Genomic DNA, 23,955 nt, shown 5'->3' with positions numbered 1-23,955 from the left:
CATGGTGCACTACCGCGACCCCGGCACCATCACCTTCGAGGCGACGATCGAGCAGCCCGAGGGCCCCGGTGCCTACGTCGAGTTCCCGTTCTCCGCCGTCGACACCTTCGGAGTCAAGGCCAGGGTGCCGGTGCACGCCGTGTTCGACGGCTCGGTGACCTACACAGGATCGCTGGCACCGTATGGCGGCAGGCACCTGCTCGGGGTGCGCAAGGACATTCAGAAACAGCTGGGCAAGGGGCCCGGGGACGCAGTGCGCGTCGAGGTCAGACTCGATAACGACCGCGCTTAGGCGTCTTGTTTCTCACGCTGGGCCGGCTCACCGTGGTGTACGAAGTACCCGAGCACCACGATCGCGAACCACACCAGGCCCACCAGGATCGCGGTACGGCCATCCTCCGTGAAGAACAGCAGCACCACGACCAGCGCAAGGAAGGCCAGCGCCAAAATGTTCGTCACCGGCGCCCCCGGCAGCCGGTAATCCGAGGCAGGCAGCTCGCCGGCCGCGACCCGCTTCCGGTAAATCAAGTGGGACACCAGGATCGAGCCCCACACGAAAATGATGCCGATGGTCGATACCGACGTGATGTAGGCGAACGCCTTGTCCGGTGACAGCCAGTTGACGAATACGCCAATGCCCATGGCCAGCGCGGAGAAGCAGATGGCCAACATCGGGACGTGCCGTGAACTCAGCGACTGCAGACCCACTGGGGCATCGCCACGTTGCGCCAGGCTGCGCACCATCCGGCCCGTGGAGTAGATGCCCGAGTTGCACGAGGACAGGGCGGCCGTCAGCAAGATGAAGTTCACGATGTTCGCCGCCTGCGGAATGTTCAGGTACTCGAACACCGCGACGAAGGGGCTCTCGCCCTTGTGGTAGTTCCGCCAGCCCTGAATCGACAGGATGACGATCAGCGCACCCACGTAGAAGAGCCCGATGCGGAACGGCAGGGTGTTAATCGCCTTGCGCAGGGTGACTTTCGGGTTCTCGGCCTCCCCCGCCGTCACACCCACGAGCTCAACACCGACATAGGCGAACACCACGATCTGCAGGCTCAAGAGCGCCTGGCTGAATCCGGTCGGGAAGAACCCGCCGTCGTTCCACAGATTGGCGACGGCAGGGCCCGACTCCGGGCCGAGGCCCGCGATGGGAAGCAGCACACCGATGCCGATGATGATCATGCCGACGATCGCCGTCACCTTGATCATCGAGAACCAGAACTCGGCCTCGCCGAAGATCTTCACCGATATCAGGTTGGCCGCGAACAGGATCAGCAGAACAGCCAGGGCGGTGACCCACTGCGGAATGCCGGGCCACCACCGCTGGATGTAGACCCCGGCGACGGTAATCTCCGCCATACAGGTGGTGGCCCACACCGCCCAGTACGTCCAACCGTTGGCGAATCCGGCGAAACGCCCCATGAATTCTTCGGCGTACTCGGAGATGCTGCCCGACACCGGCCGATAGACCAGCAGTTCACCGAGTGCCCGCATGATCACGAAGATGGCCAGACCTGCCACCAGGTACGCCAAGATGAGCGCCGGACCGGCCTTCTCGATGGCACCGCCGGCGCCGTAGAACAGGCCGGTGCCGATCGCACCGCCGATTGCGATCATCTGCACCGTGCGTGCGGATAGGCCACGTGAGTAACCGGCGTCGGGCGTCTCGGATTCGGAATTGGCAACGGTCATCGGAACATCATTGCGTGAGCAGACACTTATTGCACGGGAAACCCGGACACACCGTCCACAACTCGCGTGGAATTGCGTGGACTGGCTAGGTATTTATGCGCTGAGCCGACTTCTCTTACGTACATAGGCTTCTGGCATGCTCAACCCACAGTTCATTGGGCGCGTGGCATTGCCGATATTCGCCGCGGTACTTCCGTTCGTGATCATCGCCGGACAGCTCGGTCTGGACGTTTGTCGCTGGTGGATCGTCTACAGCACCGCAACCATGGTGGCTGCCCTGATGGGCATCACCACGTTCAGCATGTGCAATTCGAACGGCCCGGGGCTCGCGGTCAGTCGGTCCTGGGCGTTCTTTTGGATAAGCCTGGCGGCACTCACCGCGGTGCAGGGCTTCTTCTACGCGGAGCTCCGCCATCGGTGCCCGGCAGCCGGGCCGATCATCGCGATCGACGCGTTCCTCGAATGGCTCATCGCACCTGTGGTTCTCGTTGTCGTGGCCGGGAGTGCCTTGCGGCGCGCGTGGATCGCCGCAAGGCGAAAGGGAAAGGCCCCCGGGGTGTAACCCCGGGGGCCTTTCTCCTGCTTGCGATCTAGCGGTAGTCGCTGTATCCGTAGTCGTCCAGCGGCACCGCAGCACCGGTGTTGGAGCCGAAGTCGGGGCTGTAGTACTGATCCTCGTAAGACGGGATCGTGTACGCGGCGGCCCGCGCCTCTTCGGTCGGTTGCACCGAGATGTTGCGGTAACGGTTGATACCGGTACCAGCCGGGATCAACTTACCGATGATGACGTTCTCCTTCAGACCATTCAGTCTGTCGCTGCGGCAGTTGATGGCCGCATCGGTCAGCACGCGAGTGGTCTCCTGGAAGGACGCCGCCGACAGCCACGAGTCGGTGGCCAGCGATGCCTTGGTGATACCCATCAGCACCGGACGGCCGGCCGCGGGCTCGTTGCCCTCGGCCACCACGCGACGGTTCGCGGTCTCGAACTCGCCACGCTCGGTGAGCGAGCCGGGCAGGAATTCCGTTGCGCCCGAGTCGATGATCGTCACGCGACGTAGCATCTGGCGCACGATGACCTCGATGTGCTTGTCGTGGATCGACACACCCTGGCTGCGGTACACCTCCTGGACCTCGTTGACCAGGTGCACCTGCACCTGACGCGGGCCCATGACACGGAGCACCTCGTGCGGATCGGCCGCACCCTCCATGAGCTGCTGTCCGACCTCGACGTGGTCGCCATCGGCCAGCGGACGCTCCGAACCGTCCTCGTGCTTGAAGACGCGCAGGCGCTGACGCTTGGAGAGCTTGTCGTAGACAACTTCCTCGCCACCGTCATCCGGGATGATGGTGATCTTGTAGAAGCGCTCGCCCTCTTCCAGGCGGACCCGTCCGGTGACATCGGCAATTGGCGCCTTGCCCTTGGGAACTCGCGCCTCGAACAGCTCGGTGACACGCGGCAGACCACCGGTGATGTCGTCACCGACGCCACCCTGGTGGAAGGTACGCATGGTCAGCTGGGTACCGGGCTCACCGATCGACTGTGCGGCCACGATGCCCGCCGCCTCACCGATGTCGACAAGCTTGCCGGTTGCCATCGAGCGGCCGTAGCACATCGCGCAAACCCCGGTACCGGTGGTGCAGGTGAGCACCGACCGCACCTTGACCGTGGTGACGCCTGCGGCGAGAAGCTTCTCGATCGCCGGGTCACCCAGGTCGTGTCCACGCTCCACCAGCACGTTGCCATCGGCATCCACCGCGTCAGCGGCGAGAGTCCGTGCGTACGCGGAGGTTTCGATGTGCGCGTCGCGGATCAGCGTGCCGTCGTCCTGCTTCTCGGCGATAGTCACGTTGATGCCACGCTCGGTACCGCAGTCGTGCTCGCGGACGATGACGTCCTGCGAGACGTCCACCAGACGACGGGTCAGGTAACCCGAGTCAGCGGTGCGAAGCGCGGTGTCCGCCAGACCCTTACGGGCGCCGTGCGTGTTGATGAAGTACTCCAGAACGGTCAGGCCCTCACGGAACGAGGACTTGATCGGCCGTGGGATGTACTCACCCTTCGGGTTGGTCACCAGACCCTTCATGCCCGCCAGGTTGCGCACCTGGGTCATGTTGCCGGTCGCGCCGGACTTGGGCAGCAAGGTGATCGGGTTGTCAGCCGGGTAGTGCTCCTCCAGCGCCTTACCGACCTCGTCGGTGGCTTCCTGCCAGATCTTGACCAGCGCGTCGCGACGCTCCTGGTTGTTCAAAGCACCACGCTGGTACTGCTTTTCGATCCGCTCCGCTTCCTTCTCGTAGCGGTCCAGGATCTCCGCCTTCTGCGGCGGCACCAGCACGTCGGCCATCGAGACCGTGACACCCGAACGCGTGGCCCAGTGGAAACCGGCGTCCTTGAGCTTGTCGACGGTCTGCGCAACCACGATCATCGGGAACCGCTCGGCGAGGTCGTTGATGATCGCCGACTGCACCTTCTTGTGCATCTGCTTGTTCACGAACGGGTACCCGTGGGGCAGCAGTTCGTTGAACAGCACGCGGCCCAGCGTGGTCTCGGCGACCCAGGCATCGCCTGGCTGCCAACCGTTTTCGAACAGCTCGGCCTCAACCTCGGCCGGCGGACGCTGCTGCGTCAGCCGCACCCGGATCGGTGCACGCACGCTCAGCGCGCCACGATCCAGGGCCATGATGGCCTCGGCGGGCGAGCTGTAAACACCCGTCTCCGGCTGGTCCTTGGCGGCCGGAGCATGCGCACCGGTGTCGCCGGGGACCTCGGTGGTCAGGAAGTACAGACCGGTCACCATGTCCAGACGCGGCATGGCCAGCGGGCGGCCCGACGCGGGCGACAGGATGTTGTTCGAGGACAGCATCAGGATGCGAGCCTCGGCCTGCGCCTCCGCCGACAGCGGCAGGTGCACGGCCATCTGGTCACCGTCGAAGTCGGCGTTGAACGCCTCACACACCAGCGGGTGCAGCTGAATTGCCTTGCCTTCCACCAGCTGCGGCTCGAAGGCCTGGATACCCAGGCGGTGCAGCGTTGGTGCACGGTTCAGCAGCACCGGGTGCTCGGCGATGACCTCTTCGAGGACATCCCACACCTGAGCGCGCTGACGCTCCACCATGCGCTTGGCGCTCTTGATGTTCTGCGCGTGGTTCAGGTCGACCAGACGCTTCATCACGAACGGCTTGAACAGCTCCAGAGCCATCAGCTTGGGCAGACCGCACTGGTGCAGCTTGAGCTGCGGGCCGACCACGATGACCGAACGGCCCGAGTAGTCAACGCGCTTACCGAGCAGGTTCTGACGGAACCGACCCTGCTTACCCTTGAGCAGATCCGACAGCGACTTCAGCGGACGGTTACCCGGTCCGGTGACCGGACGTCCACGACGGCCATTGTCGAACAGCGCATCCACGGACTCCTGCAGCATCCGCTTCTCGTTGTTGACGATGATCTCGGGCGCACCCAGATCGATCAGTCGCTTGAGGCGGTTGTTGCGGTTGATCACGCGGCGGTACAGGTCGTTCAGGTCAGAGGTCGCGAAACGGCCACCGTCGAGCTGAACCATCGGACGCAACTCCGGCGGGATCACCGGTACCGCGTCGAGCACCATGCCACCGGGGCTGTTGGTGGAGTTCTGGAACGCAGCCACCACCTTCAGGCGCTTGAGGGCACGAAGCTTCTTCTGCCCCTTGCCACTGCGGATGGTCTCGCGCAGGTTCTCGGCCTCGGCATCGAGATCGAAGGTCTGAATGAGCTTCTGCACGGCCTCGGCACCCATGGCACCGGTGAAGTACTCGCCGTAACGGTCCACCAGCTCGCGGTAGAGCACCTCGTCCACGATCAGCTGCTTGGGAGCCAGCTTGGTGAAGGTGGTCCAGATCTCGTCGAGCCGGTCCAGCTCACGCTGGGACCGATCGCGCAGCTGACGCATCTCGCGCTCGCCACCGTCACGCACCTTGCGGCGCACATCGGACTTGGCACCCTCGGCCTCGAGCTCGGCCAGGTCGGCCTCGAGCTTCTGGGCGCGGGCCTCCAGGTCGGCGTCGCGCTGATCGGCGACAGCCTTCTTCTCGACCTCCATCTCGGCCTCAAGCGTCGAGAGCTCGTTGTGACGCAGCTCGTCGTCGACGGCGGTGATGACGTAAGCGGCGAAGTAGATGATCTTTTCCAGATCCTTCGGCGCCAGGTCGAGCAGGTATCCGAGACGCGACGGAACACCCTTGAAGTACCAGATGTGCGTGACCGGGGCGGCCAGCTCGATGTGGCCCATCCGCTCACGGCGCACCTTGGCGCGAGTCACCTCGACGCCGCAGCGCTCACAGATGATGCCCTTGAAGCGCACGCGCTTGTACTTGCCGCAGTAGCACTCCCAGTCGCGAGTAGGTCCGAAGATCTTCTCGCAGAACAGGCCGTCCTTCTCGGGCTTGAGCGTGCGGTAGTTGATGGTCTCCGGCTTCTTGACTTCGCCGAAGGACCAGTTACGGATGTCATCCGCCGACGCGAGGCCGATACGGAGTTCATCGAAGAAGTTGACGTCCAGCACGTAAACTCCCTTTCCCCTTGCGGGATAGAAATCGGTTAGGCGAAGTCCTCAATGGACGCAGATTCGTTGCGGGACAAGTTGATTCCCAGGTTCGCGGCAGCGCGCTCCAGGTCCTCGTCGTCGCCGTCGCGCATTTCGATGGCGGCGCCGTCCTTGGACAGCACCTCCACGTTCAGGCACAGCGACTGGAGTTCCTTGAGCAGAACCTTGAACGACTCCGGGATACCCGGCTCGGGGATGTTCTCGCCCTTGACGATCGCCTCGTAGACCTTCACACGACCGACGGTGTCGTCGGACTTGATGGTCAACAGCTCCTGCAGCGTGTATGCCGCACCGTAGGCCTGCATGGCCCAGCACTCCATCTCACCGAATCGCTGACCACCGAACTGCGCCTTACCACCGAGCGGCTGCTGGGTGATCATCGAGTACGGCCCGGTCGAACGCGCGTGAATCTTGTCGTCGACCAAGTGGTGCAGCTTCAGGATGTACATGTAGCCGACGGTCACCGGGTACGGGAACGGCTCACCGCTACGGCCGTCGAACAGCCGTGCCTTGCCGTCACCGTCCACCATGACCTCGCCGTCCCGGTTGGGCAGCGTCGAGGACAGCAGTCCGGTCAGCTCCTCCTCGCGGGCGCCGTCGAACACCGGGGTGGCCGTGCGGGTGTCGGCCGGGGCCGACTGCAGATCCTCGGGGAGGTTCTGCGCCCACTCGGGGTTGCCCTCGATGTTCCAGCCGGTCTTGGCCACCCACCCCAGGTGGGTCTCCAGGATCTGGCCGATGTTCATACGACGCGGCACACCGTGGGTGTTCAGGATGATGTCCACCGGGGTGCCATCGGGCAGGAACGGCATGTCCTCGACGGGCAGGATCTTGCCGATGACGCCCTTGTTGCCGTGGCGTCCGGCCAGCTTGTCGCCGTCGGAGATCTTGCGCTTCTGCGCGACGTACACGCGAACGAGCTCGTTCACGCCGGCGGGCAGGTCGTCGTCGTCATCACGCGAGAAGACGCGGATGCCGATGACCTTGCCGGACTCACCGTGCGGCACCTTCAGGGAGGTGTCGCGAACCTCGCGGGCCTTCTCACCGAAGATGGCACGCAGCAGGCGCTCCTCGGGGGTCAGCTCGGTTTCACCCTTCGGGGTGACCTTGCCGACGAGGATGTCGCCGTCGCGGACCTCGGCGCCGATGCGGACGATGCCGCGCTCGTCGAGATCTGCCAGCACCTCATCGGAGACGTTCGGGATGTCCCGGGTGATCTCCTCAGCGCCCAGCTTGGTGTCGCGCGCATCGATTTCGTGCTCTTCGATGTGAATCGAGGTGAGCACGTCCTCTTCCACCAGACGGTTGGACAGGATGATGGCGTCCTCGTAGTTGTGGCCTTCCCACGGCATGACAGCCACGAGCAGGTTCTTACCGAGGGCCATTTCGCCATTCTCGGTGCAAGGACCGTCGGCGATGACCTGACCGACCTCGACCCGCTGGCCTTCGTCCACGATGGGCTTCTGGTTGGCGCAGGTGCCGTGGTTGGAACGGGCGAACTTGCGCAACCGGTAGCTCTGGCGGGTGCCGTCGTCGGCCATCACGGTGACGTAGTCGGCGGACACCTCTTCGATGACACCGGCCTTCTCCGCAACGACGACGTCGCCGGCGTCGATGGCGGCACGCAGCTCCATACCGGTACCGACCAGCGGGGCCTCGCTGCGCACCAGCGGAACCGCCTGGCGCTGCATGTTGGCACCCATGAGGGCACGGTTGGCGTCGTCGTGCTCGAGGAACGGGATCATGGCGGTCGCGACCGACACCATCTGGCGCGGCGAGACGTCCATGTAGTCCACCTCGGTCGCCGAGACGAACTCGACCTCGCCACCCTTACGGCGGACCAGGATCTTGTCCTCGGTGAAGCGGCCGTCGGCATCCACAGGCGAGTTGGCCTGTGCCACGACGTGGCGGTCCTCTTCGTCGGCGGTCAGGTAGTGGATCTCGTCGGTGACGACACCCTCGGACACCTTGCGGTACGGCGTCTCGATGAAGCCGAACGGGTTGACCCGCGCGTACACCGAAAGCGAACCGATCAGGCCGATGTTCGGGCCTTCCGGGGTCTCGATCGGGCACATGCGGCCGTAGTGCGAGGGGTGCACGTCGCGGACCTCAAGGCCAGCGCGGTCACGGGTCAGACCACCGGGGCCCAGAGCCGACAGACGACGCTTGTGGGTCAGACCCGAAAGCGGGTTGTTCTGGTCCATGAACTGCGACAGCTGGCTGGTTCCGAAGAACTCCTTGATCGCCGCCACGACGGGACGGATGTTGATCAGGGTCTGCGGGGTGATCGCCTCGACGTCCTGAGTGGTCATGCGCTCACGCACGACGCGCTCCATACGCGACAGGCCGACCCGGATCTGGTTCTGGATCAGCTCGCCGACGGTACGCAGACGACGGTTACCGAAGTGGTCGATGTCGTCGACCTCGACCGGGACCTCGAGGCCGCCGGGGGCGGTCATCGTGGTCTGGCCCTCGTGCAGGCGCACCAGGTACTCGATGGTGGCGACGACGTCTTCCTCGGTGAGCGTGGTGGCAGTCACCAGAGCCGGGTTGGCACCGCCAAGACCCAGCTTCTTGTTCACCTTGTACCGGCCCACGCGGGCCAGGTCGTAACGCTTCTCCTTGAAGAACAGGTTCTCCAGCAGCGCCTGCGCGGACTCCTTGGTCGGCGGCTCGCCCGGGCGCAGCTTGCGGTAGATGTCCAGCAGGGCCTCGTCGGGACCGGCGATGTTGTCCTTCTCCAGGGTCCCCATCATGATCTCGGAGAACCCGAAACGCTCGACGATCTGCTCGTTGGTCCAGCCGAGTGCCTTCAGCAGCACGGTGACGGGCTGACGACGCTTGCGATCGATGCGCACACCCACGGTGTCGCGCTTGTCGACATCGAACTCGAGCCATGCACCACGGCCGGGGATGACCTTGACGCTGTGCAGGGTCTTCTCGGTCGACTTGTCGATGTTCTCGTCGAAGTAGACGCCGGGCGAACGGACGAGCTGCGACACGACCACGCGCTCGGTGCCGTTGATGATGAAGGTGCCCATGTCGGTCATCATCGGGAAGTCACCCATGAAGACCGTCTGGCTCTTGATCTCGCCGGTGTTGTTGTTGATGAACTCGGCCGTGACGAACAGCGGAGCCGCGTACGTCATGTCCTTGTCTTTGCACTCGTCGACGGGTGCCTTGACCTCGTCGAAGCGCGGGTCGCTGAAGGACAGCGACATCGAGCCCGAGAAGTCCTCGATCGGCGAAAGCTCCGTGAGGATCTCCTCAAGGCCGCCGGTCGGGTTCACCTCACCGCGAGCAGTCGCAACCTCACGCCAGCGGGGTGAGCCAACCAGCCATTCAAAGGACTCCGTCTGCACATCCAGCAGGCCGGGAACCGCGAGCGGTTCACGCAGCTTGGCGAAGGAAAGTCGGCTGGGCGCCCCAGGTACGGAGTTAGTAGTTGCGTTATCGGTCTTAGTCTGGCGAGAGACTGCCAAGATCGGTCCTCCAGTGTTGCCGCGCATCTGCGATGTTTTGCGCAAGCAACGACCAAACACACACCCGATCGATCACAACACGAATGAACACCGTCGTGGCGAGGGAAGGTGGGCAGGAGGCAGCCAGCGCAACGTCTAACAATAGCGTACTATCGCGCAGCCTTCAACTGCCCGGTCAATTACGCGGATCAGTGCTGGCTGGCGGCCTCACTGCATTCGCATACGTCCGTGCTGCCAAACAGAGTGACTCGTCGCACGCCGCCCGTCAAGAGATAGCGCCAGTATTTTCGGCGTTTCTTTCTCCGCAACGCCGAGCGCATACCGGGCGCAGGCAAATGACCGTGATGACCTGCATGCGGTATGCCCTCGGCAACGACGTCGGTGTCACGCGGGCGGCCTGCCTCGCACCACCATGATGTGGCCGTCACGGTCTCCCCGCTCAACGGCGCACTCACTCGATCAACCCGGCCATTGGCCGGGTTGCTACTACCCGCGTACGGGCGGGATCTGGCCCGTGGGAGCGTCGTCGTCGCTCGTGTCGATGGCCTGGGTGGACGGCTCGGCGTGCGGCGGCGCCAGCGTGGCGGTGGTGACACCGGTGGGCTCGTCGCCGAAGTCGTGCACACGGAACTGGTGGGTGCCGGCGAAGCTGTCCTGGATCGCGGCCTGCGCGTTGGGCGGCAGCTGGTGCATGATCTCGCGCACCCGGGCCTGGCGACGCCCGACCGCGGCCCGCTCGGGCATACCCGGGGTGGCCTGGATCTGAGGCGGCACGCCTTCGATCTCCTCGACACCACCGTCATGGTGTCCGGCGTCGAGGTGCGCCTGCTCCTCGGCCATGGTGGCTTCGTCCTTTTCCTCGGACATACCGATCGGACCGATACGGCGGCCGTTCAGGAACTGCTTGATCACCGGCTCATCGCTGGTCAACAGCACCTCACGGGGGCCGAACATGACGAGCTGACGGCGGTACAGCATGCCCATGTTGTCCGGCACCGTGCGGGCGATGTTGATGTTGTGCGTCACGATCAGGATGGTGGCGTCGATCTGCGCATTGATATCGATAAGCAGCTGGCTCAGGTAGGCGGTACGCACCGGGTCCAGACCGGAGTCCGGCTCATCACAGAGGATGATCTGCGGGTCCAGCACCAGCGAGCGGGCTAGGCCGGCACGCTTGCGCATACCGCCGGAGATCTCGCCGGGGAACTTGGTCTCGTGGCCGGTAAGACCCACCACGTCAAGCTTCTGCATGACGATCTCGCGGATCTCGGATTCCTTCTTCTTGGTGTGCTCACGCAAGGGGAAGGCGGTGTTGTCGTACAGGTTCATCGAGCCGAACAGCGCGCCGTCCTGGAACATCACGCCGAACAGCTTGCGGATCTCGTAGAGCTCCTTGGAGGAGCACTCCATGATGTTGGTGCCGTCGATGTAGATGGCGCCCTGCTCGGGGCGCAGCAGACCGATCAGCGACTTCAGGAAGACCGACTTACCGGTACCGGAAGGCCCCAGCAGCACGCTGACCTCACCCGGCGGCAGGGACAAGGTGACGTTCTCCCAGATTCGTTGTGAACCAAAGGACTTGGTCAAACCCTCAACGGAGACTTCTGCACCCACCAGGCGATCCTTCCGCAACACGCACACTTCACCACCAACCCGGCCAGGCTGTGGTTCGGATCACTTTAGCGTATGCCCAGGAGCTGCATCGCGTTTGTGTCCATACGAGTCCGTCGACTGGCTAACTGTGATAACCAGCCACTACGCGTTTAGTAGGCGCTGCGCCTGGATCACGCGCGAGTCCGTCCTCGAGGCCTTGCCGACTACTTGTCCGCGGACTCCCTGTCCGCCACGCCATGGCGCCGACGCTCCACGATGAGCAGCGCCCCGGCCAGCAGGGCGATGAGCACGACGATCAGACCGACGATATCGGCGAAGACGCTTGGATGGGTGAGGCCGTATCCGGTCAGCAGATCGATCTCCGCACGCTGCCGAACGAACTCACCGAGAACGGCCCCCAACGCGGATGCCGTGACGGCCAAGCCTCCGACCACGGTCAGTTGCACCGGCGAGACCCCGTGGAAGACCGCGTAGAAGAGGTAGACGGCCAGCGTCGCGATACCGGCTCCCGACAGCAGCAGGCCCAGCACCAATCCTCCCTCGGTGGTCGCGGACCGCAGTTCGATCACGATCGCCACCACTCCGGCCACCAGCAGCGCCACGCCCAGGGCCGCGACGAGGGTGCGCTTGCCCGTATCGATGAGATATCCGGCAGCCGGTGCCAAGACCAGTCCGGAGGCAAAGAGTGCGAACGCCGGCGTATCCGAAGGCGCCTGCTCACGATCGAGCGACCACCACATCGCCGCGTGGTCGAAGTCGGCGAACCGCACCAGGAACGTGAGCACGGTGATCGCCAGCAGTGCTGCCAGCACCACCGGCCGGGTGAGCACCTCGGCCGCGATCAAGGCCGCCGAGCCGCGGCGGCGGGTCTGCGCGAAGAGCGCACCGAAGGCTGCCAACGCGATGATCGCGAGGATTACCGCGCGCACCGGCGACGCCTCGTCGATCAGCAGCCAGGCCAGCGCGGACACCCCGACCAGCCACAGCAGGGCGCCGACGAGGTCGAAGGTGTCGAAGGTACCGACGAACTCACGGTGCGGCTGGGTGAGCACCACGATCAGCACCACGACGGTTGCCGCAAGAATTCCGTAGGTGATCGGGCGCCAGTTCTGCGGTGAGTTGATGTCCAGGATCTCGCCCGCCAGCATCGCCACCGGGTACATCGCCACCCAGAAGCCCAGAGACAGACCCCGGCCCTTTCTGGGGGTGGAATGCAGGACGATCAGCATGGACGCCACCATGGTCAGACCCGCACCCAGCGCCGAAACCAGCATCACCCAGGCAAGTAGCGTCGCCGACCCCGGTATCAACGATCCGGCTGTCGACAGCCCAAGGATCACCAGGCCCGCGGCCAGGAAGGTCGTCGGGCGAATGTGATTGCCCAGTCGGGCGAACACAAGCAATGTCACCACTGCCACGACGTCACCCGCGACAGTCGCCCACTCGATGGTGCCGAGGGCATCGTCACCCCGGTCTACTCCCCACACCGCCGCCAGACCGTGGTCCAGCATGGTCAGCCGCGCTACGAGTAGTGCGGCGCAAGCGATAAAGACGTGCCGAACGGCCAGATTCATGTCACCTTCATTCTCTCGTCCCCATCACTCTATGAGCCCCAGCCACATTCGTCCTGCGATAGCCGTTATCGCAAGGGCTACCTACGGGCTGGCGGTGCCGGTTCTGCGCTTGCCGCGCGCCCATCGAATCGCCCGGAAGGTCAACCAGCCGAGCGCGACCATGAGCACCAGCACCACGACAAACGCGAGAATCGGCAGTGCCAGGGCAAGGATGGTCAAGACCAGCGAGGTGCCGTCCTCGGCGGTCGAGACCAGTGGATTCCCCACGCCCGCAGTGGTGCCGGTGACGAAGGGGCGTGCAACTGTCCGGCTGGCGTGGACGCTGCCGGCGGTGATGGCCCCGAGTATCGCGGCCACTGCGGGTGGCAGGTGTGAGGAAAGACTTGTCTCGGCGGTGAACAAAATGGCCCCCGACGCCGGCGCGATGAACGTGCCGACCGCATGCAGGACCGAGTCCAGGGCCGGAATCTTGTCGCCTATGAGATCGAGCACAAAGATCACCGCGAGGACGATGAGCGCCGGGGTGGAGGACAGCCAGCCGTATGACGGGCCGAGTTCGATCCACCCGAGCCTGTCGGCGGCGCCGACCGCGAGCAGCGGCAGCCAGGCATTCAGCCCGGCAGCACCCGAGAGCCCGAATGCCCCGAGGATGGCACTGATGGCCGAGGTGATCTCCATGTCACGAGTGTGACGCCGTCACGCGGTTTCAGGTGCGATTTCCCGGCGCCGTCACGCTCGTGTGTCGAGTTCGACAACCAGTGGTGTCCCACCCTCGAACCAGGCGCGATGCAATTCGACAATCTTGCGGCGCGATGGCAGCCCCTTGCGGTGGAACACATTCTCGAGGTAGTCGAAGGGGTGTACGACACCACAGAATCGCTCGTGAGCCGCCTCGTACACCGGATCGCCGGGCGCTATCACCCGAGCGGCTCCGGTGTACGTCCCGTCGGTGAGCCGCAGACTCACCGACGGGTTGACCTGAATGTTCTTGACCCACAGGGTGTGCCGGCCGGTAATCGCAGCCAAGTAGGCCCTGTTCCCGTCGCGCACCGCTTTGACATAGGTAACGCGTGGGCTCCCTGACTTTCGCCCGATCGTGGTCAGTACGCCCACGCCGCGCGGTACTCGGATCGCGAACCATGGCCGGTGCAAGGCATGTAGCGCGTCGGCGAACCGACGGCGCTCAGCCAGCGGCGCCTTGGTCGTGTCCAGCCCCGGCCTTCGCTCGAAGACGTACCGCCCGTCCGTGTAGCGCAACGACTCCGGCAGCGGACCGTCCATGATCTCAGCGGGGAGCCCAATTGCCGTGGAAGCCTGCCGGAACACGCTGCGGCAGGTCCACCGTCGCCGCGAGTTCCAGCGTCTGTGCGTCCAGGACCACGAACTTGCCCTGCGACGTCCCGGCGCTCAGACCAAACCCGACGAGCACACCGTCGTCCTCAGCGGTTCCCGACGGATTCGGCACAAACGACATCTCACCTAACGCAAGAGAATCAAGGGTGGTCCGGATGTCGGCACCCGTCTGGTAATCGAACTTGACCAGGCTGCCGTCTACCTTGCCGTCGGACTCGAATGCCCCCGCGATGCAGGGCAGGTACCCGTAGCGGTGCTTCTTTCCGGTCAGCTCCTCGTTGATGCGGGGGAACTCGAGGTGGCGATCATCTCGGCGTTCCATGGTGACGGTGCCCTTGGTCAAGTTGATGACCCAACGGTCCAGCAGCCCACGCGCATCACTGGGGCCGAGTACATCGGCGGAGAACATGGAGTCGTAGCGGACCAAATCGATCACCACAACTTCCTGACCGTCACGCATCTCGGAGTACCCGTTGAGCGGGTGGAAGACATAGCACGGCTCGATCTCGAACCAACGCACGTCCGCATTGCCGCCCTCACGCGGCATCACACCAATTCTGGCCGGGTACTTGGGATTCCACGAGTAGGGAATGGAGGGAGACTTACCGGACAGTTGACTTGCCCTGGCTGCGATCGGACCCGGGATCTTGATCTTGCCGATCAGGGATTGCATGACCAGCTGGGCGGGCTTACGCAGAATCGGCGGCATCGGTACCGACTTGGTGATCATCGCGGTATCGAGGGTGACCGGCAGGTCGTAGAAGACGACGTACTTCTCGGTGAGCGTGAAGTCGTGCATCATCGGGGAACCCTGGACCTTGACGTCGACCGTACGGCGGGCCCGTCCCGAGGTATCGATAACCGAGTATTGAACGGTGTTGCCGCGAGCGAAAGAGTATGACACTGCATGCATTTCGCCGGTGTCAGGATCGATTTTCGGGTGCGCGGTGTAGCCACCATGCAGAGTCCCCTGGAAGTCACAGGGCCCCACCGTGTCGAGCTCGTCGTTGAGCTCGTAGTTGGCGATACCACCCTCCACCAACGCCAGCGTGCGGCCCGCATGACTGAGCGCATTGGTGTTGGGCCCGATCAACGATGTACCGGCCGAGCTGCCGGTAGCGATCGCCGGCTCACCGAGGGCCTTGCGTACCGCCGCGGTACGCACCCAGCGGTTGCGATACCACTGCGCCTTCCCATCCCGGAGCGACAGGCCGTGCACCATCGCATCGCCGCTGAACAGGTGATAGGTCGCGGGGTCCACCTCGGCGGCGGGGTTGGGGCCGTTGCGCAGGTAGCGCCCGTCCAGATAGTCCGGAATGGTCCCTTCGACCAACAGGTCGGTACTGGTCACTTCCTGCTGAACCGGTTCCCAGACTCCGGTCAGATAGACACTCTCGGTGGCGGTGGGCTGGACTGTGGCGGTCATCGTGTCCTCCAGGGCTGACTGGCTGGCATAACATCGTTATTACGCCGTTATGGTGAACCTACTCCCGTTGTGCGAACATGGCAAGACAATGAGCTCATCTATTCCGCGTAACAGTCAGGGAAACGACCGGGCCGTCGCCCGTAACCCCCGGGTCGATCTCGTCGCAGCGGCCGTACGGCTTCTGAACGAACAGGGGCCCGATGCACTGCAGACCCGGAAGATCGCCGCGGCCGCCGGCACCTCCACCATGGCGGTCTACACCTACTTCGGCGGCATGCGCGAGCTCATCGCGGAGGTGGCCGAGGAAGGGCTGCGTCAGTTCTCCGGCGCGCAGGCTGACGTACCCCAGACCGACGATCCCATCGCCGATTTCATGGTGACGGGCATGGTCTACCGCCAGTTCGCCATCGACCACCCCCACATGTACCGGCTGATGTTCGGTGTCACCAGCGCGCACGGCATCAACGCGCCCAGCCGGAACATGTTCAACACTGTGCACCTGACACCGCAGCACGCCAGCGCGACGCAGCTCTATCGCAGCGTGCAACGTTCGATGGCCGCAGGCCGGATCGACGGCTCCCCCGACGATGCTGCGAAGGTCGCCGCGACCGCCGCCAAGTTCTGGACCGTCATGCACGGGTTCGTCATGCTGGAGCTGGCCGGGTTCTGGGGCGAGAACGGTGAAGCCGTTGGCCCCGTGCTGGGCTCCATGACCACGGATCTGCTTGTCGCGCTGGGCGACTCCCCCGAACAGGTGAATAGCTCGGCCACCACCGCCGCCACCCGGATTGCCGCACTGATCTAGAGGGGCGCCCAGGACACCTCATCCGGTTCCCTCTCGGGCGTCGGGATTGCGGGCGGCGCCGGAAACGACGCCGCGGTGTCCCGCAGCGCGGCCACGGTGCGGACGGCCCTTGCCGCTGGAGCGCGCATATCCCAGGCCAGACGTGCCAGCAGTTGCCTGCGCCGGTCGTCATCGGTGCGCGCCGTCGTTCGCGGTGCGGGTGCGGGCGCCTCCGGCGCACGTCGACGCCGGACACGAACCACCATCAGGAGCAGCAACAGAGCGCCCAGGGCGATCAGCAGGTAGACAGCCACACCCCGAGTGTGCGGGCTGAAAACGAAACCGGCCCCCGGAAGTCCGAAGACTCCCAGGGGCCGGGATCCGAAACGTACTGCGAACTACTTGACGGTGATCGTCGCGCCGGCGGCCTCGAGCTTGGCCTTGGCGTCCTCGGCGGCCTCCTTGGCAACCTTCTCGAGCAGCGGCTTGGGGGCGCTGTCGACCAGGTCCTTGGCTTCCTTCAGGCCCAGGCCGGAGACGATCTCGCGCACAACCTTGATGACGCCGATCTTCTTGTCGCCGGCGCTCTCCAGGATGACGTCGAACTCGCTCTGCTCTTCGGCAGCCTCGGCGGCCGGGGCAGCGCCACCGACGGCGGCGACGGCGACCGGAGCGGCAGCGGTGACCTCGAAGACCTCTTCGAAGGTCTTGACGAACTCGGACAGCTCAAGCAGCGTCAGCTCCTTGAAAGCATCGATCAGTTCCTCGGTGCTCAGCTTTGCCATGATGTTGGTTCCTTCCTTGATTTACAACAGGTTTGGTTGGTACTGGCGTATCGAAGGGGCGCTTTACGCGGCCTCTTCGCTGGCCTTCTTTTCCTGCAGGGCGGCGGCCAGGCGTGCAACCTGGGACGCCGGGGCGTTGAACAGACCGGCGGCCTTGGCCAGGTTGCCCTTCATTGCGCCGGCCAGCTTGGCCAGCAGCACCTCGCGCGATTCCAGATCGGCGATGCGCTCAACCTCGGCAACTGACAAGGCGCGGCCATCCATGTAGCCGCCCTTGATGATCAGGGCCTTGTTGTCTTTCGCGAAGGTCTTGATGGCCTTCGCAGCGTCCACGGGCTCGCCCTTGATGAACGCGATTGCCGTTGGGCCGGTGAACAGTTCGTCCAGGCCCTCCACGCCAGCTTCCGAAGCCGCACGCTTGACCAGCGTGTTCTTGGCGACGGAGTAGGTGGCGGAAGCTCCGAGAGAGCGACGCAGGGTGGCCAGAGCGGACACCGACAGGCCGCGGTACTCGGTGATCACGGTCGCAGTCGAATCCTTGAACTGCTCGGTGATCTCGGCAACGGCGGTGACCTTTTCAGTCTTGGCCATGTATTGCCTCCTCATCTCGTTTCGGTCGCTGCACCTAAGACAAGACGGTCCAAGATCGAGAAGGCGTCTGGAAATGACGAACGCCCCGACGCAGACAGGTCGGGGCGTGAAAATCCGCGGACTTTTGGTCCGCGGGTTTAACCTCGTCCTCCTGCGTGGGCCGCCAGGACGAGTCCTGGACCTTCAACCTCATAAGAGGTGACCGACGGTCTTCGGTGGAGCCGGGCCAGATTACCGCAGATGAGGGCGATCATCCAAAACGGCGTGGTATCCAGGAATGGTGCCGCTGTCCTCCGAAGTCCTCACCCGAACAGGCGTCGCACGTAACGGCGATATCGAGCTCTTCTACGAAGACCTGGGGAACCCCGCCGATCCGGCGGTGATCCTGGTGATGGGAGTCGCGGCGCAGCTCCCGATGTGGCCGGACGGATTCTGCCGGCAGCTCCTCGACCGCGGCTATCGGGTCATCCGTTTCGACAATCGCGACTGCGGGCTGTCGACGAAACTCGATGGCCACAAAGCGCCGGGATCGGTTCAGCGCCGGGTCGTGCGCTATGCCTTCGGCCTGGGCAGCGAGGTGCCATACACCCTGATCGACATGGCCGAGGACGTCCGCACCCTCGTCGACCACCTTGAACTGGACACGGTGCATATCGCGGGCGCGTCGATGGGCGGCATGATCGTGCAGGTCTTCGCGGGCACTTACCCCGAGCGCGTCAATTCCGTCGGCATCATCTATTCGGCGACCGGCCGACCGTTCTCCCGACTGCCGTCCTGGGAACTGATCAAAACGGCCATGACCGCCCCCGGTAAGAACGCAACCGCCGAGGAATGGCTCGAGTTCGAGGTGAACAACGGCATCGTCTACAACGGGCCCGACAACCTGCCCTCCCGCGAGGAGCTGCGGCAGCGCATTCTCGCCCACAGAGCCCGCAGTGACTACAAGGTGGGCACCGTGCGTCAATTCGACGCCATTTTGGGTACCGGCAGCCTGCTGCGGTTCACACGGGCCATCACCGCTCCGACGGTGGTCATCCATGGCCGAAACGACCCACTGGTGCCGTATCAGAACGGCCGGGTAGTGGCCAAGAACATCAGGAACTCACGATTCGCCCTCATCGAAGGCATGGGCCACGATCTGCCTGAGCCGGTGTGGGAGCCAGTGACCTCAGAGTTGTTGGCAACTTTTGACCGGGGCGCCTCCCGCTCGCGGGGGACCGCGTGCAGGACTGACTAGGGCTGCACGGCCATGATGCGGCACACTTGCATTTCATGACTGCCCAAGAACGTTCCGGCCGGAGCGTAGGTGAAGGCCGTGGACGTCAGGTTGCGCCGCTCGGGCGCGTGGCGTTGCTCTCCGAGGCCGCGCGGCTGGGCACGACCGGCTGGCAGGTCGCCCGTACCGCGGGGCGAGTACTGGGCAAGATCGCCAAAAAGGGCAGCCTCGAGCAGAAGCTCATCGCCGAGCTTCCGCAGACCTTCTCCGACCTCGGCCCCACGTACGTCAAGCTCGGCCAGATCATCGCGTCCAGCCCGGGCGCGTTCGGCGAGCCGCTCTCTCGTGAATTCCGCGGGCTGCTGGACCGCGTGCCACCCGCCGATTCCGTCCAGGTCCGTGAACTCATCATCTCCGAGCTCGGAGATGAACCCGAAAAGCTCTTCGCCAGCTTTGACACCGAACCGTTCGCATCCGCGTCGATCGCCCAGGTGCATTACGCGACACTGCATTCCGGTGAGGACGTGGTGGTCAAGATCCAGCGCCCGGGAATCCGGCGCCGGGTGGCCGCCGACCTGCAGATCATGAAACGCGGCGCGGCCCTGCTGGAACTGGGCAAGGTGGGCCGGATGCTCTCGGCCCGCGATGTGGTGGACGACTTCTCCGGAAACCTGTCCGAGGAGCTGGACTTCCTCGCCGAGGGCCAGGCCATGCAGACCTGGGTGGAGCACCTGCACACCTCGTCGCTCGGCAAGAACATCCGGGTGCCGGATGTGCACTGGCATTACACAACCTCCAGAGTGCTCACCATGGAGCGGGTGCACGGCATCCGCATCGACGACGCCCCGGCCATTCGGAAGGCGGGATTCGACGGCACCGAACTGGTGAAGTCGCTGTTGTTCTCGGTGTTCGAATCCGGACTGCGTCAGGGCTTGTTCCATGGCGACCTGCATGCGGGAAATCTTCTGGTGGACGACGAGGGCCGGATCGTGTTCCTGGACTTCGGCATCGTCGGCTTCATCGACCCGCGGACCCGCTGGCTGTTGCGCGAGCTGATTCACGCGCTGCTGGTCAAGAAGGATCATCGCGCCGCGGGCAAGATCGTGGTGCTGTTGGGCGCCGTCGGCAATCCCGGCGACGCCGACAAGGGCACCCGGGACATCCAGGCCTTCACCACCCCGCTCACGATGAAATCCCTTGGCGACATGTCATATTCGGAGATCGGCAAGCAACTGTCGGCACTCGCCGAGCAGTACGACGTGAAGCTTCCCCGTGAGTTGGTGCTCATCGGCAAGCAATTCCTGTACGTCGAGCGGTACATGAAGCTGCTGGCGCCGCGCTGGCAGATGATGGAAGACCCGGAGCTCAAGGGCTACTTCGGCAACTTCATTGTCGATATCAGCCGTGAGCACAACCGCGAGGGAGATATCTGAGATGACAGCCAGCACCGCCAAGGTCGGCGATATCGAACTGTGTTTCGAGGAGTTCGGCAATCCGGCCGACCCCGCGGTACTGCTCATCATGGGCATCGGCGCGCAGATGGTCTTCTGGCGTACCGAATTCTGCCAGCAGCTCGCCGGCCAGGGTTACCGTGTCATTCGCTTCGACAATCGCGACTGCGGTCTGTCCACCAAGCTAGACGGGGTACGTGCCGGGGGCGGTGCACTCATTCCGACCATGGCGAAATTCCTTGCCGGCGTGAAGATCACCGATACCGCCTACACCCTGGTGGATATGGCGGCGGACGCCGCCGGTCTGCTCGATCATCTCGGCATCGAACAGGCACACATCGTGGGCGCCTCGATGGGCGGCATGATCGCCCAGGTTTTCGCCGCCGAGCATCCTGACCGGACGCAGACGGTCACCATCATCATGTCGAGCAACAACCAGCCCTTCCTGCCCCCGCCCGGGCCACGCCAGCTGATGGCGTTGCTGAAACCCCCGCCGGCCGGCGCCACCCGCGAGGAGATCATCGCCAACAGCGTGCAGGTGGGCCGGACCATCGGCAGCCCGAAATACCGCCAGTCGCAAGCGAAGTCATATCTGCACGCTGCCGAGTACTACGATCGCAGCTACTACCCCAAGGGGTTCGCCCGGCAGTTCGCCGCGATCATGGGAACCGGCAACCTGGCACCTTTCGACAACCGAATCACCTCCCCCGCACTGGTTTTGCACGGCAGGGCCGACAAGCTGATGCGTCCGTCGGGCGCGCGTGCCATCGCCCGGGCCATTCCCGGCGCACGTTTGGCGCTGATCGACGGAATGGGCCACGATCTGCCCGAACCACTGTGGGGCCGCGTCATCGCCAAGCTCACCGAGAACTTCGCCCGATCGGAACCGGCGCAGGACGAGACGGAATCTGAGGCGGCGGGTCGCTAATTAGCACCCGTAGGGAACGATCTCGCCCAGATCAAACCCCTTGCTAAATATGCCCATTTCCCTTGTACCTGCAACAATCTTGCTCTAGCCTCGGCACGGGACATCAGCCAGCACCAACGTCCACCAATCGCTCGCGCGCCGCTCGGGGCATCGCGCCATCCTCATGGGAGGTCGCCCTATGTCCAAATTGACCCCAAAATTCTCCGATGTACAAGCGCATTACGACCTGTCCGACGGCTTCTTCGCACTGTTTCTCGACCCCAGCCGAACCTACAGCTGCGCATACTTCGAGCCCGAGACCCTGACGCTCGAGCAGGCACAGCAGGCCAAGATCGACCTCGCACTGGGAAAGCTGGGCTTGGAGCCCGGGATGACCCTGCTGGACGTGGGCTGCGGTTGGGGTTCCACCCTGAGGCGCGCTCTCGAACACTACGACGTCAACGTCATCGGCCTCACCCTCAGCAAGAATCAATTTACGCATGTCACCAACCTTCTCGACTCCGTCGAGAGTTCGCGTACCCATGAGGTGCGACTGGCCGGGTGGGAGGAGTTCGATGGCACCGTAGACCGGATAGTCAGCATTGGGGCCTTCGAGCATTTCGGCCACGAGCGGTACGACAGCTTCTTCTCGATGGCGCACCGGATACTGCCGGATGACGGAAAGATGTTGCTGCACACCATCGTCAGCTATCACCCCGAGGAACTGAAGCGCATGGGCATTCCACTCCTGATGTCCCGGGTCCGATTCATGCACTTCATGATGACCGAGATATTCCCCGGTGGCCGTTTACCTTCCGTACCGATGGTGGATCAGCACGCCGCGCTGGCGGACTTCCACATAACGCGCCACCAGTGCCTCCAACCGCACTATGCGCGCACCCTGGACTGCTGGGCCGAGAACCTCGTAGCACATAAGGACGAAGCGATTTCCCTTCAATCCCAAGAGGTTTACGATCGATACATCAAATACCTGACGGGCTGTGCCGATGCCTTCCGGGAAGGCTGGATCGACGTCGTTCAGTTCACCTGCGAGAAGTAGGAGTCGACGAGACCCTGGACCGCGCCGGCCGCCAGTTCCTTGTCGGCGGGCACGAGCCCGATACGGGTACGACGATCAAGAATGTCGTCGGTGTCGAGCGCGCCCTCATGGGTGAGCGCGAACTCGACCTGCTCGCGGGTGATGCCGACACCGCTAACCAACTGGGCACCAACGGATCCCGGCCAGTCATCGACCACCGCCAGGTTCTGTGTCACACACTCCGAAGCCGCAAGCGGCCGGTGCTCCAGGCCCGCGTCCAACGCGTCCTGAGCCATCTTGCGATAGGTGGTCAGCTTGCCGCCCACCACGCTGACCACGCCCGAATCCGATACCCGGACCGCGTGCTTACGGGACAGGTCGGCGGTCGCGGAATCATCCCCGTCAAGCAGGGGCCGCAGCCCCGCAAAACGTCCCACCACATCGGATTCGGACAGCGAGGTCTGCAGCACCGTGTTCACGGTGTCGAGGAGGAACTGCTCTTCGGACGCAGAGGGTTCCGCCACATCCGGTATCGGTCCGGGTGCCGGTTCATCGGTGAGACCGAGATACACCCGATCGTGGATGGCCGGCAGCGCGAACACGAAACGATTGATCGTGCCGGGCACCGGAACGGTCAGGGCCGCGGTAAGTCCGCCGAAGCTGGCAGCCCGGAAGACCAGGTGCGTACCACGGCTGGGACGCAGCTTGATGTCATGATCGACTTGGCCGGCCCACACCCCGGCGGCGTTGATAACCAAACCAGCCTCCACCCGGACGGTATTGCCGGTCAGCTCGTCGCGAAGCAACGCACCGTCTCCGGTGACCTCCTCGGCGGAGACACGGGTGAGGATCCGGGCGCCCAATCCGGCCGCTGTGCGCGCGATCGACACCACCAGCCGCGCATCGTCGACGAGCTGGCCGTCGAAGGCCATCAGGCCACCGCGAAGCCCATTGCGCCGCACCGTTGGGGCACGGCGGATCACTTCACCCGCATCGATGGCGCGTGAGCGCGGCAGCACATCAGCCGAGGTGTGAGCGAGTTTGCGTAGCCCGTCCCCCGCCACGAATCCCACCCGCACCAGCGTCCGGCTGAACATGCTCACCGCAGGGTGCAACGGAACAACCTGCGCGAGAGGGTGAATGAGATGCGGGGCGGTACGCGTCATGAGGATGTGCCGCTCAATCGCACTCTCCCGGGCGATGCCCACCTGGCCCGAAGCGAGGTAGCGCAATCCGCCGTGTACCAGCTTTGAACTGAATCTGCTTGTCCCGAAAGCCAAGTCATGCTTTTCGACCAGGGTGACCCGCAGTCCTCGGCTCGCCGCGTCGAGCGCCACCCCGACGCCGGTAATGCCGCCGCCGATGACGAGGACATCAGTCGGAGCGCCACCGGTCAGCGCCGCAAGATCTGCGCCGCGGCGCATGCTGTTGAGCTGGGTTGTCATGAATTCTCCTAAGGGG

General features: G+C 64.1%; 19 protein-coding genes. 7 read left to right on the top strand and 12 right to left on the bottom strand.

Annotated features, from left to right (window positions below; translation table 11 throughout):
- Position 1: 1 nt before the first annotated feature.
- The gene (locus AOT83_RS14025) at positions 2-292 is read left to right on the top strand and encodes a DUF1905 domain-containing protein (RefSeq protein ID WP_030096652.1); all 291 of its coding nucleotides are present in this window, start codon (positions 2-4) and stop codon (positions 290-292) included.
- On the opposite strand, the gene AOT83_RS14020 is transcribed toward AOT83_RS14025, so the two are convergent.
- The gene (locus tag AOT83_RS14020) at positions 289-1,692 is read right to left on the bottom strand and encodes an amino acid permease (protein ID WP_030096651.1); all 1,404 of its coding nucleotides are present in this window, start codon (positions 1,690-1,692) and stop codon (positions 289-291) included. The genes AOT83_RS14025 and AOT83_RS14020 overlap by 4 nt on opposite strands.
- A 136-nt stretch (positions 1,693-1,828) precedes the next feature.
- Between AOT83_RS14020 and AOT83_RS14015 the strand changes: the two genes are divergently transcribed.
- Entirely contained in the window at positions 1,829-2,254 is a 426-nt protein-coding gene (locus tag AOT83_RS14015; RefSeq protein ID WP_044105130.1) for a hypothetical protein, read from the top strand.
- 28 nt (positions 2,255-2,282) lie between these two features.
- Here the strand turns inward: AOT83_RS14015 and AOT83_RS14010 are convergent, their stop codons facing one another.
- The 7 genes from AOT83_RS14010 to AOT83_RS13980 form a co-directional block, all read right to left on the bottom strand.
- The gene (locus AOT83_RS14010) at positions 2,283-6,230 is read right to left on the bottom strand and encodes a DNA-directed RNA polymerase subunit beta' (protein ID WP_030096649.1); all 3,948 of its coding nucleotides are present in this window, start codon (positions 6,228-6,230) and stop codon (positions 2,283-2,285) included.
- A 35-nt stretch (positions 6,231-6,265) separates the two neighbouring features.
- Positions 6,266-9,781, bottom strand: coding sequence for a DNA-directed RNA polymerase subunit beta (locus AOT83_RS14005; RefSeq protein WP_109394871.1), 3,516 nt, complete (start codon positions 9,779-9,781; stop codon positions 6,266-6,268).
- 459 nt (positions 9,782-10,240) lie between these two features.
- On the bottom strand, positions 10,241-11,368 hold the full coding sequence (locus AOT83_RS14000; RefSeq protein ID WP_057964915.1) for an ATP-binding cassette domain-containing protein: 1,128 nt from the start codon (positions 11,366-11,368) through the stop codon (positions 10,241-10,243).
- 203 nt (positions 11,369-11,571) lie between these two features.
- Positions 11,572-12,942, bottom strand: coding sequence for an MFS transporter (locus AOT83_RS13995; protein WP_057964794.1), 1,371 nt, complete (start codon positions 12,940-12,942; stop codon positions 11,572-11,574).
- An 81-nt stretch (positions 12,943-13,023) separates the two neighbouring features.
- Positions 13,024-13,620 (bottom strand): DUF4126 domain-containing protein, encoded by a 597-nt coding sequence (locus tag AOT83_RS13990; RefSeq protein WP_030096645.1) that lies wholly within the window; start codon positions 13,618-13,620, stop codon positions 13,024-13,026.
- A 51-nt stretch (positions 13,621-13,671) separates the two neighbouring features.
- Positions 13,672-14,223, bottom strand: coding sequence for a nitroreductase family deazaflavin-dependent oxidoreductase (locus AOT83_RS13985; protein ID WP_057964795.1), 552 nt, complete (start codon positions 14,221-14,223; stop codon positions 13,672-13,674).
- Positions 14,224-14,227: 4 nt separating this feature from the next.
- On the bottom strand, positions 14,228-15,721 hold the full coding sequence (locus tag AOT83_RS13980; protein ID WP_057964796.1) for a carotenoid oxygenase family protein: 1,494 nt from the start codon (positions 15,719-15,721) through the stop codon (positions 14,228-14,230).
- Positions 15,722-15,770: 49 nt separating this feature from the next.
- On the opposite strand from AOT83_RS13980, the gene AOT83_RS13975 reads away from it, so the two are divergent.
- The gene (locus AOT83_RS13975) at positions 15,771-16,526 is read left to right on the top strand and encodes a TetR/AcrR family transcriptional regulator (RefSeq protein WP_081343783.1); all 756 of its coding nucleotides are present in this window, start codon (positions 15,771-15,773) and stop codon (positions 16,524-16,526) included.
- Here AOT83_RS13975 and AOT83_RS13970 read toward each other — a convergent pair.
- From AOT83_RS13970 to rplJ, 3 genes are all read right to left on the bottom strand, one after another.
- A complete protein-coding gene (locus AOT83_RS13970; protein ID WP_057964798.1) occupies positions 16,523-16,819 on the bottom strand; it encodes a hypothetical protein in 297 nt (98 codons plus the stop codon). The two genes, AOT83_RS13975 and AOT83_RS13970, sit on opposite strands and share 4 nt — an antisense overlap.
- 84 nt (positions 16,820-16,903) lie before the next feature.
- Positions 16,904-17,290 (bottom strand): 50S ribosomal protein L7/L12, encoded by a 387-nt coding sequence (gene rplL / locus AOT83_RS13965; protein WP_057964799.1) that lies wholly within the window; start codon positions 17,288-17,290, stop codon positions 16,904-16,906.
- 63 nt (positions 17,291-17,353) lie between these two features.
- Positions 17,354-17,881, bottom strand: a complete 528-nt coding sequence (gene rplJ / locus AOT83_RS13960; RefSeq protein WP_030096639.1) for a 50S ribosomal protein L10 — start codon at positions 17,879-17,881, stop codon at positions 17,354-17,356.
- A 277-nt stretch (positions 17,882-18,158) separates the two neighbouring features.
- Here rplJ and AOT83_RS13955 point away from each other — a divergent pair, with 277 nt between their 5' ends.
- The 4 genes from AOT83_RS13955 (at position 18,159) to AOT83_RS13940 (ending at position 22,515) form a co-directional block, all read left to right on the top strand.
- On the top strand, positions 18,159-19,118 hold the full coding sequence (locus tag AOT83_RS13955) for an alpha/beta hydrolase (protein WP_057964800.1): 960 nt from the start codon (positions 18,159-18,161) through the stop codon (positions 19,116-19,118).
- A 107-nt stretch (positions 19,119-19,225) separates the two neighbouring features.
- The gene (locus tag AOT83_RS13950; RefSeq protein ID WP_075908064.1) at positions 19,226-20,530 is read left to right on the top strand and encodes an AarF/ABC1/UbiB kinase family protein; all 1,305 of its coding nucleotides are present in this window, start codon (positions 19,226-19,228) and stop codon (positions 20,528-20,530) included.
- Between the two features lies 1 nt (position 20,531).
- Entirely contained in the window at positions 20,532-21,476 is a 945-nt protein-coding gene (locus AOT83_RS13945) for an alpha/beta hydrolase (protein WP_030096636.1), read from the top strand.
- 178 nt (positions 21,477-21,654) lie between these two features.
- Positions 21,655-22,515, top strand: a complete 861-nt coding sequence (locus tag AOT83_RS13940) for a cyclopropane mycolic acid synthase family methyltransferase (protein WP_057964802.1) — start codon at positions 21,655-21,657, stop codon at positions 22,513-22,515.
- On the opposite strand, the gene AOT83_RS13935 is transcribed toward AOT83_RS13940, so the two are convergent.
- On the bottom strand, positions 22,494-23,939 hold the full coding sequence (locus AOT83_RS13935) for a glycerol-3-phosphate dehydrogenase/oxidase (protein ID WP_057964803.1): 1,446 nt from the start codon (positions 23,937-23,939) through the stop codon (positions 22,494-22,496). The two genes, AOT83_RS13940 and AOT83_RS13935, sit on opposite strands and share 22 nt — an antisense overlap.
- Between the last annotated feature and the right edge of the window lie 16 nt (positions 23,940-23,955).

The sequence above is a fragment of the Mycobacteroides sp. H001 genome (genome assembly GCF_001440005.1).
Lineage (GTDB): Bacteria > Actinomycetota > Actinomycetes > Mycobacteriales > Mycobacteriaceae > Mycobacterium > Mycobacterium gwanakae.
This window is presented reverse-complemented; position numbering and strand designations above follow the sequence as displayed.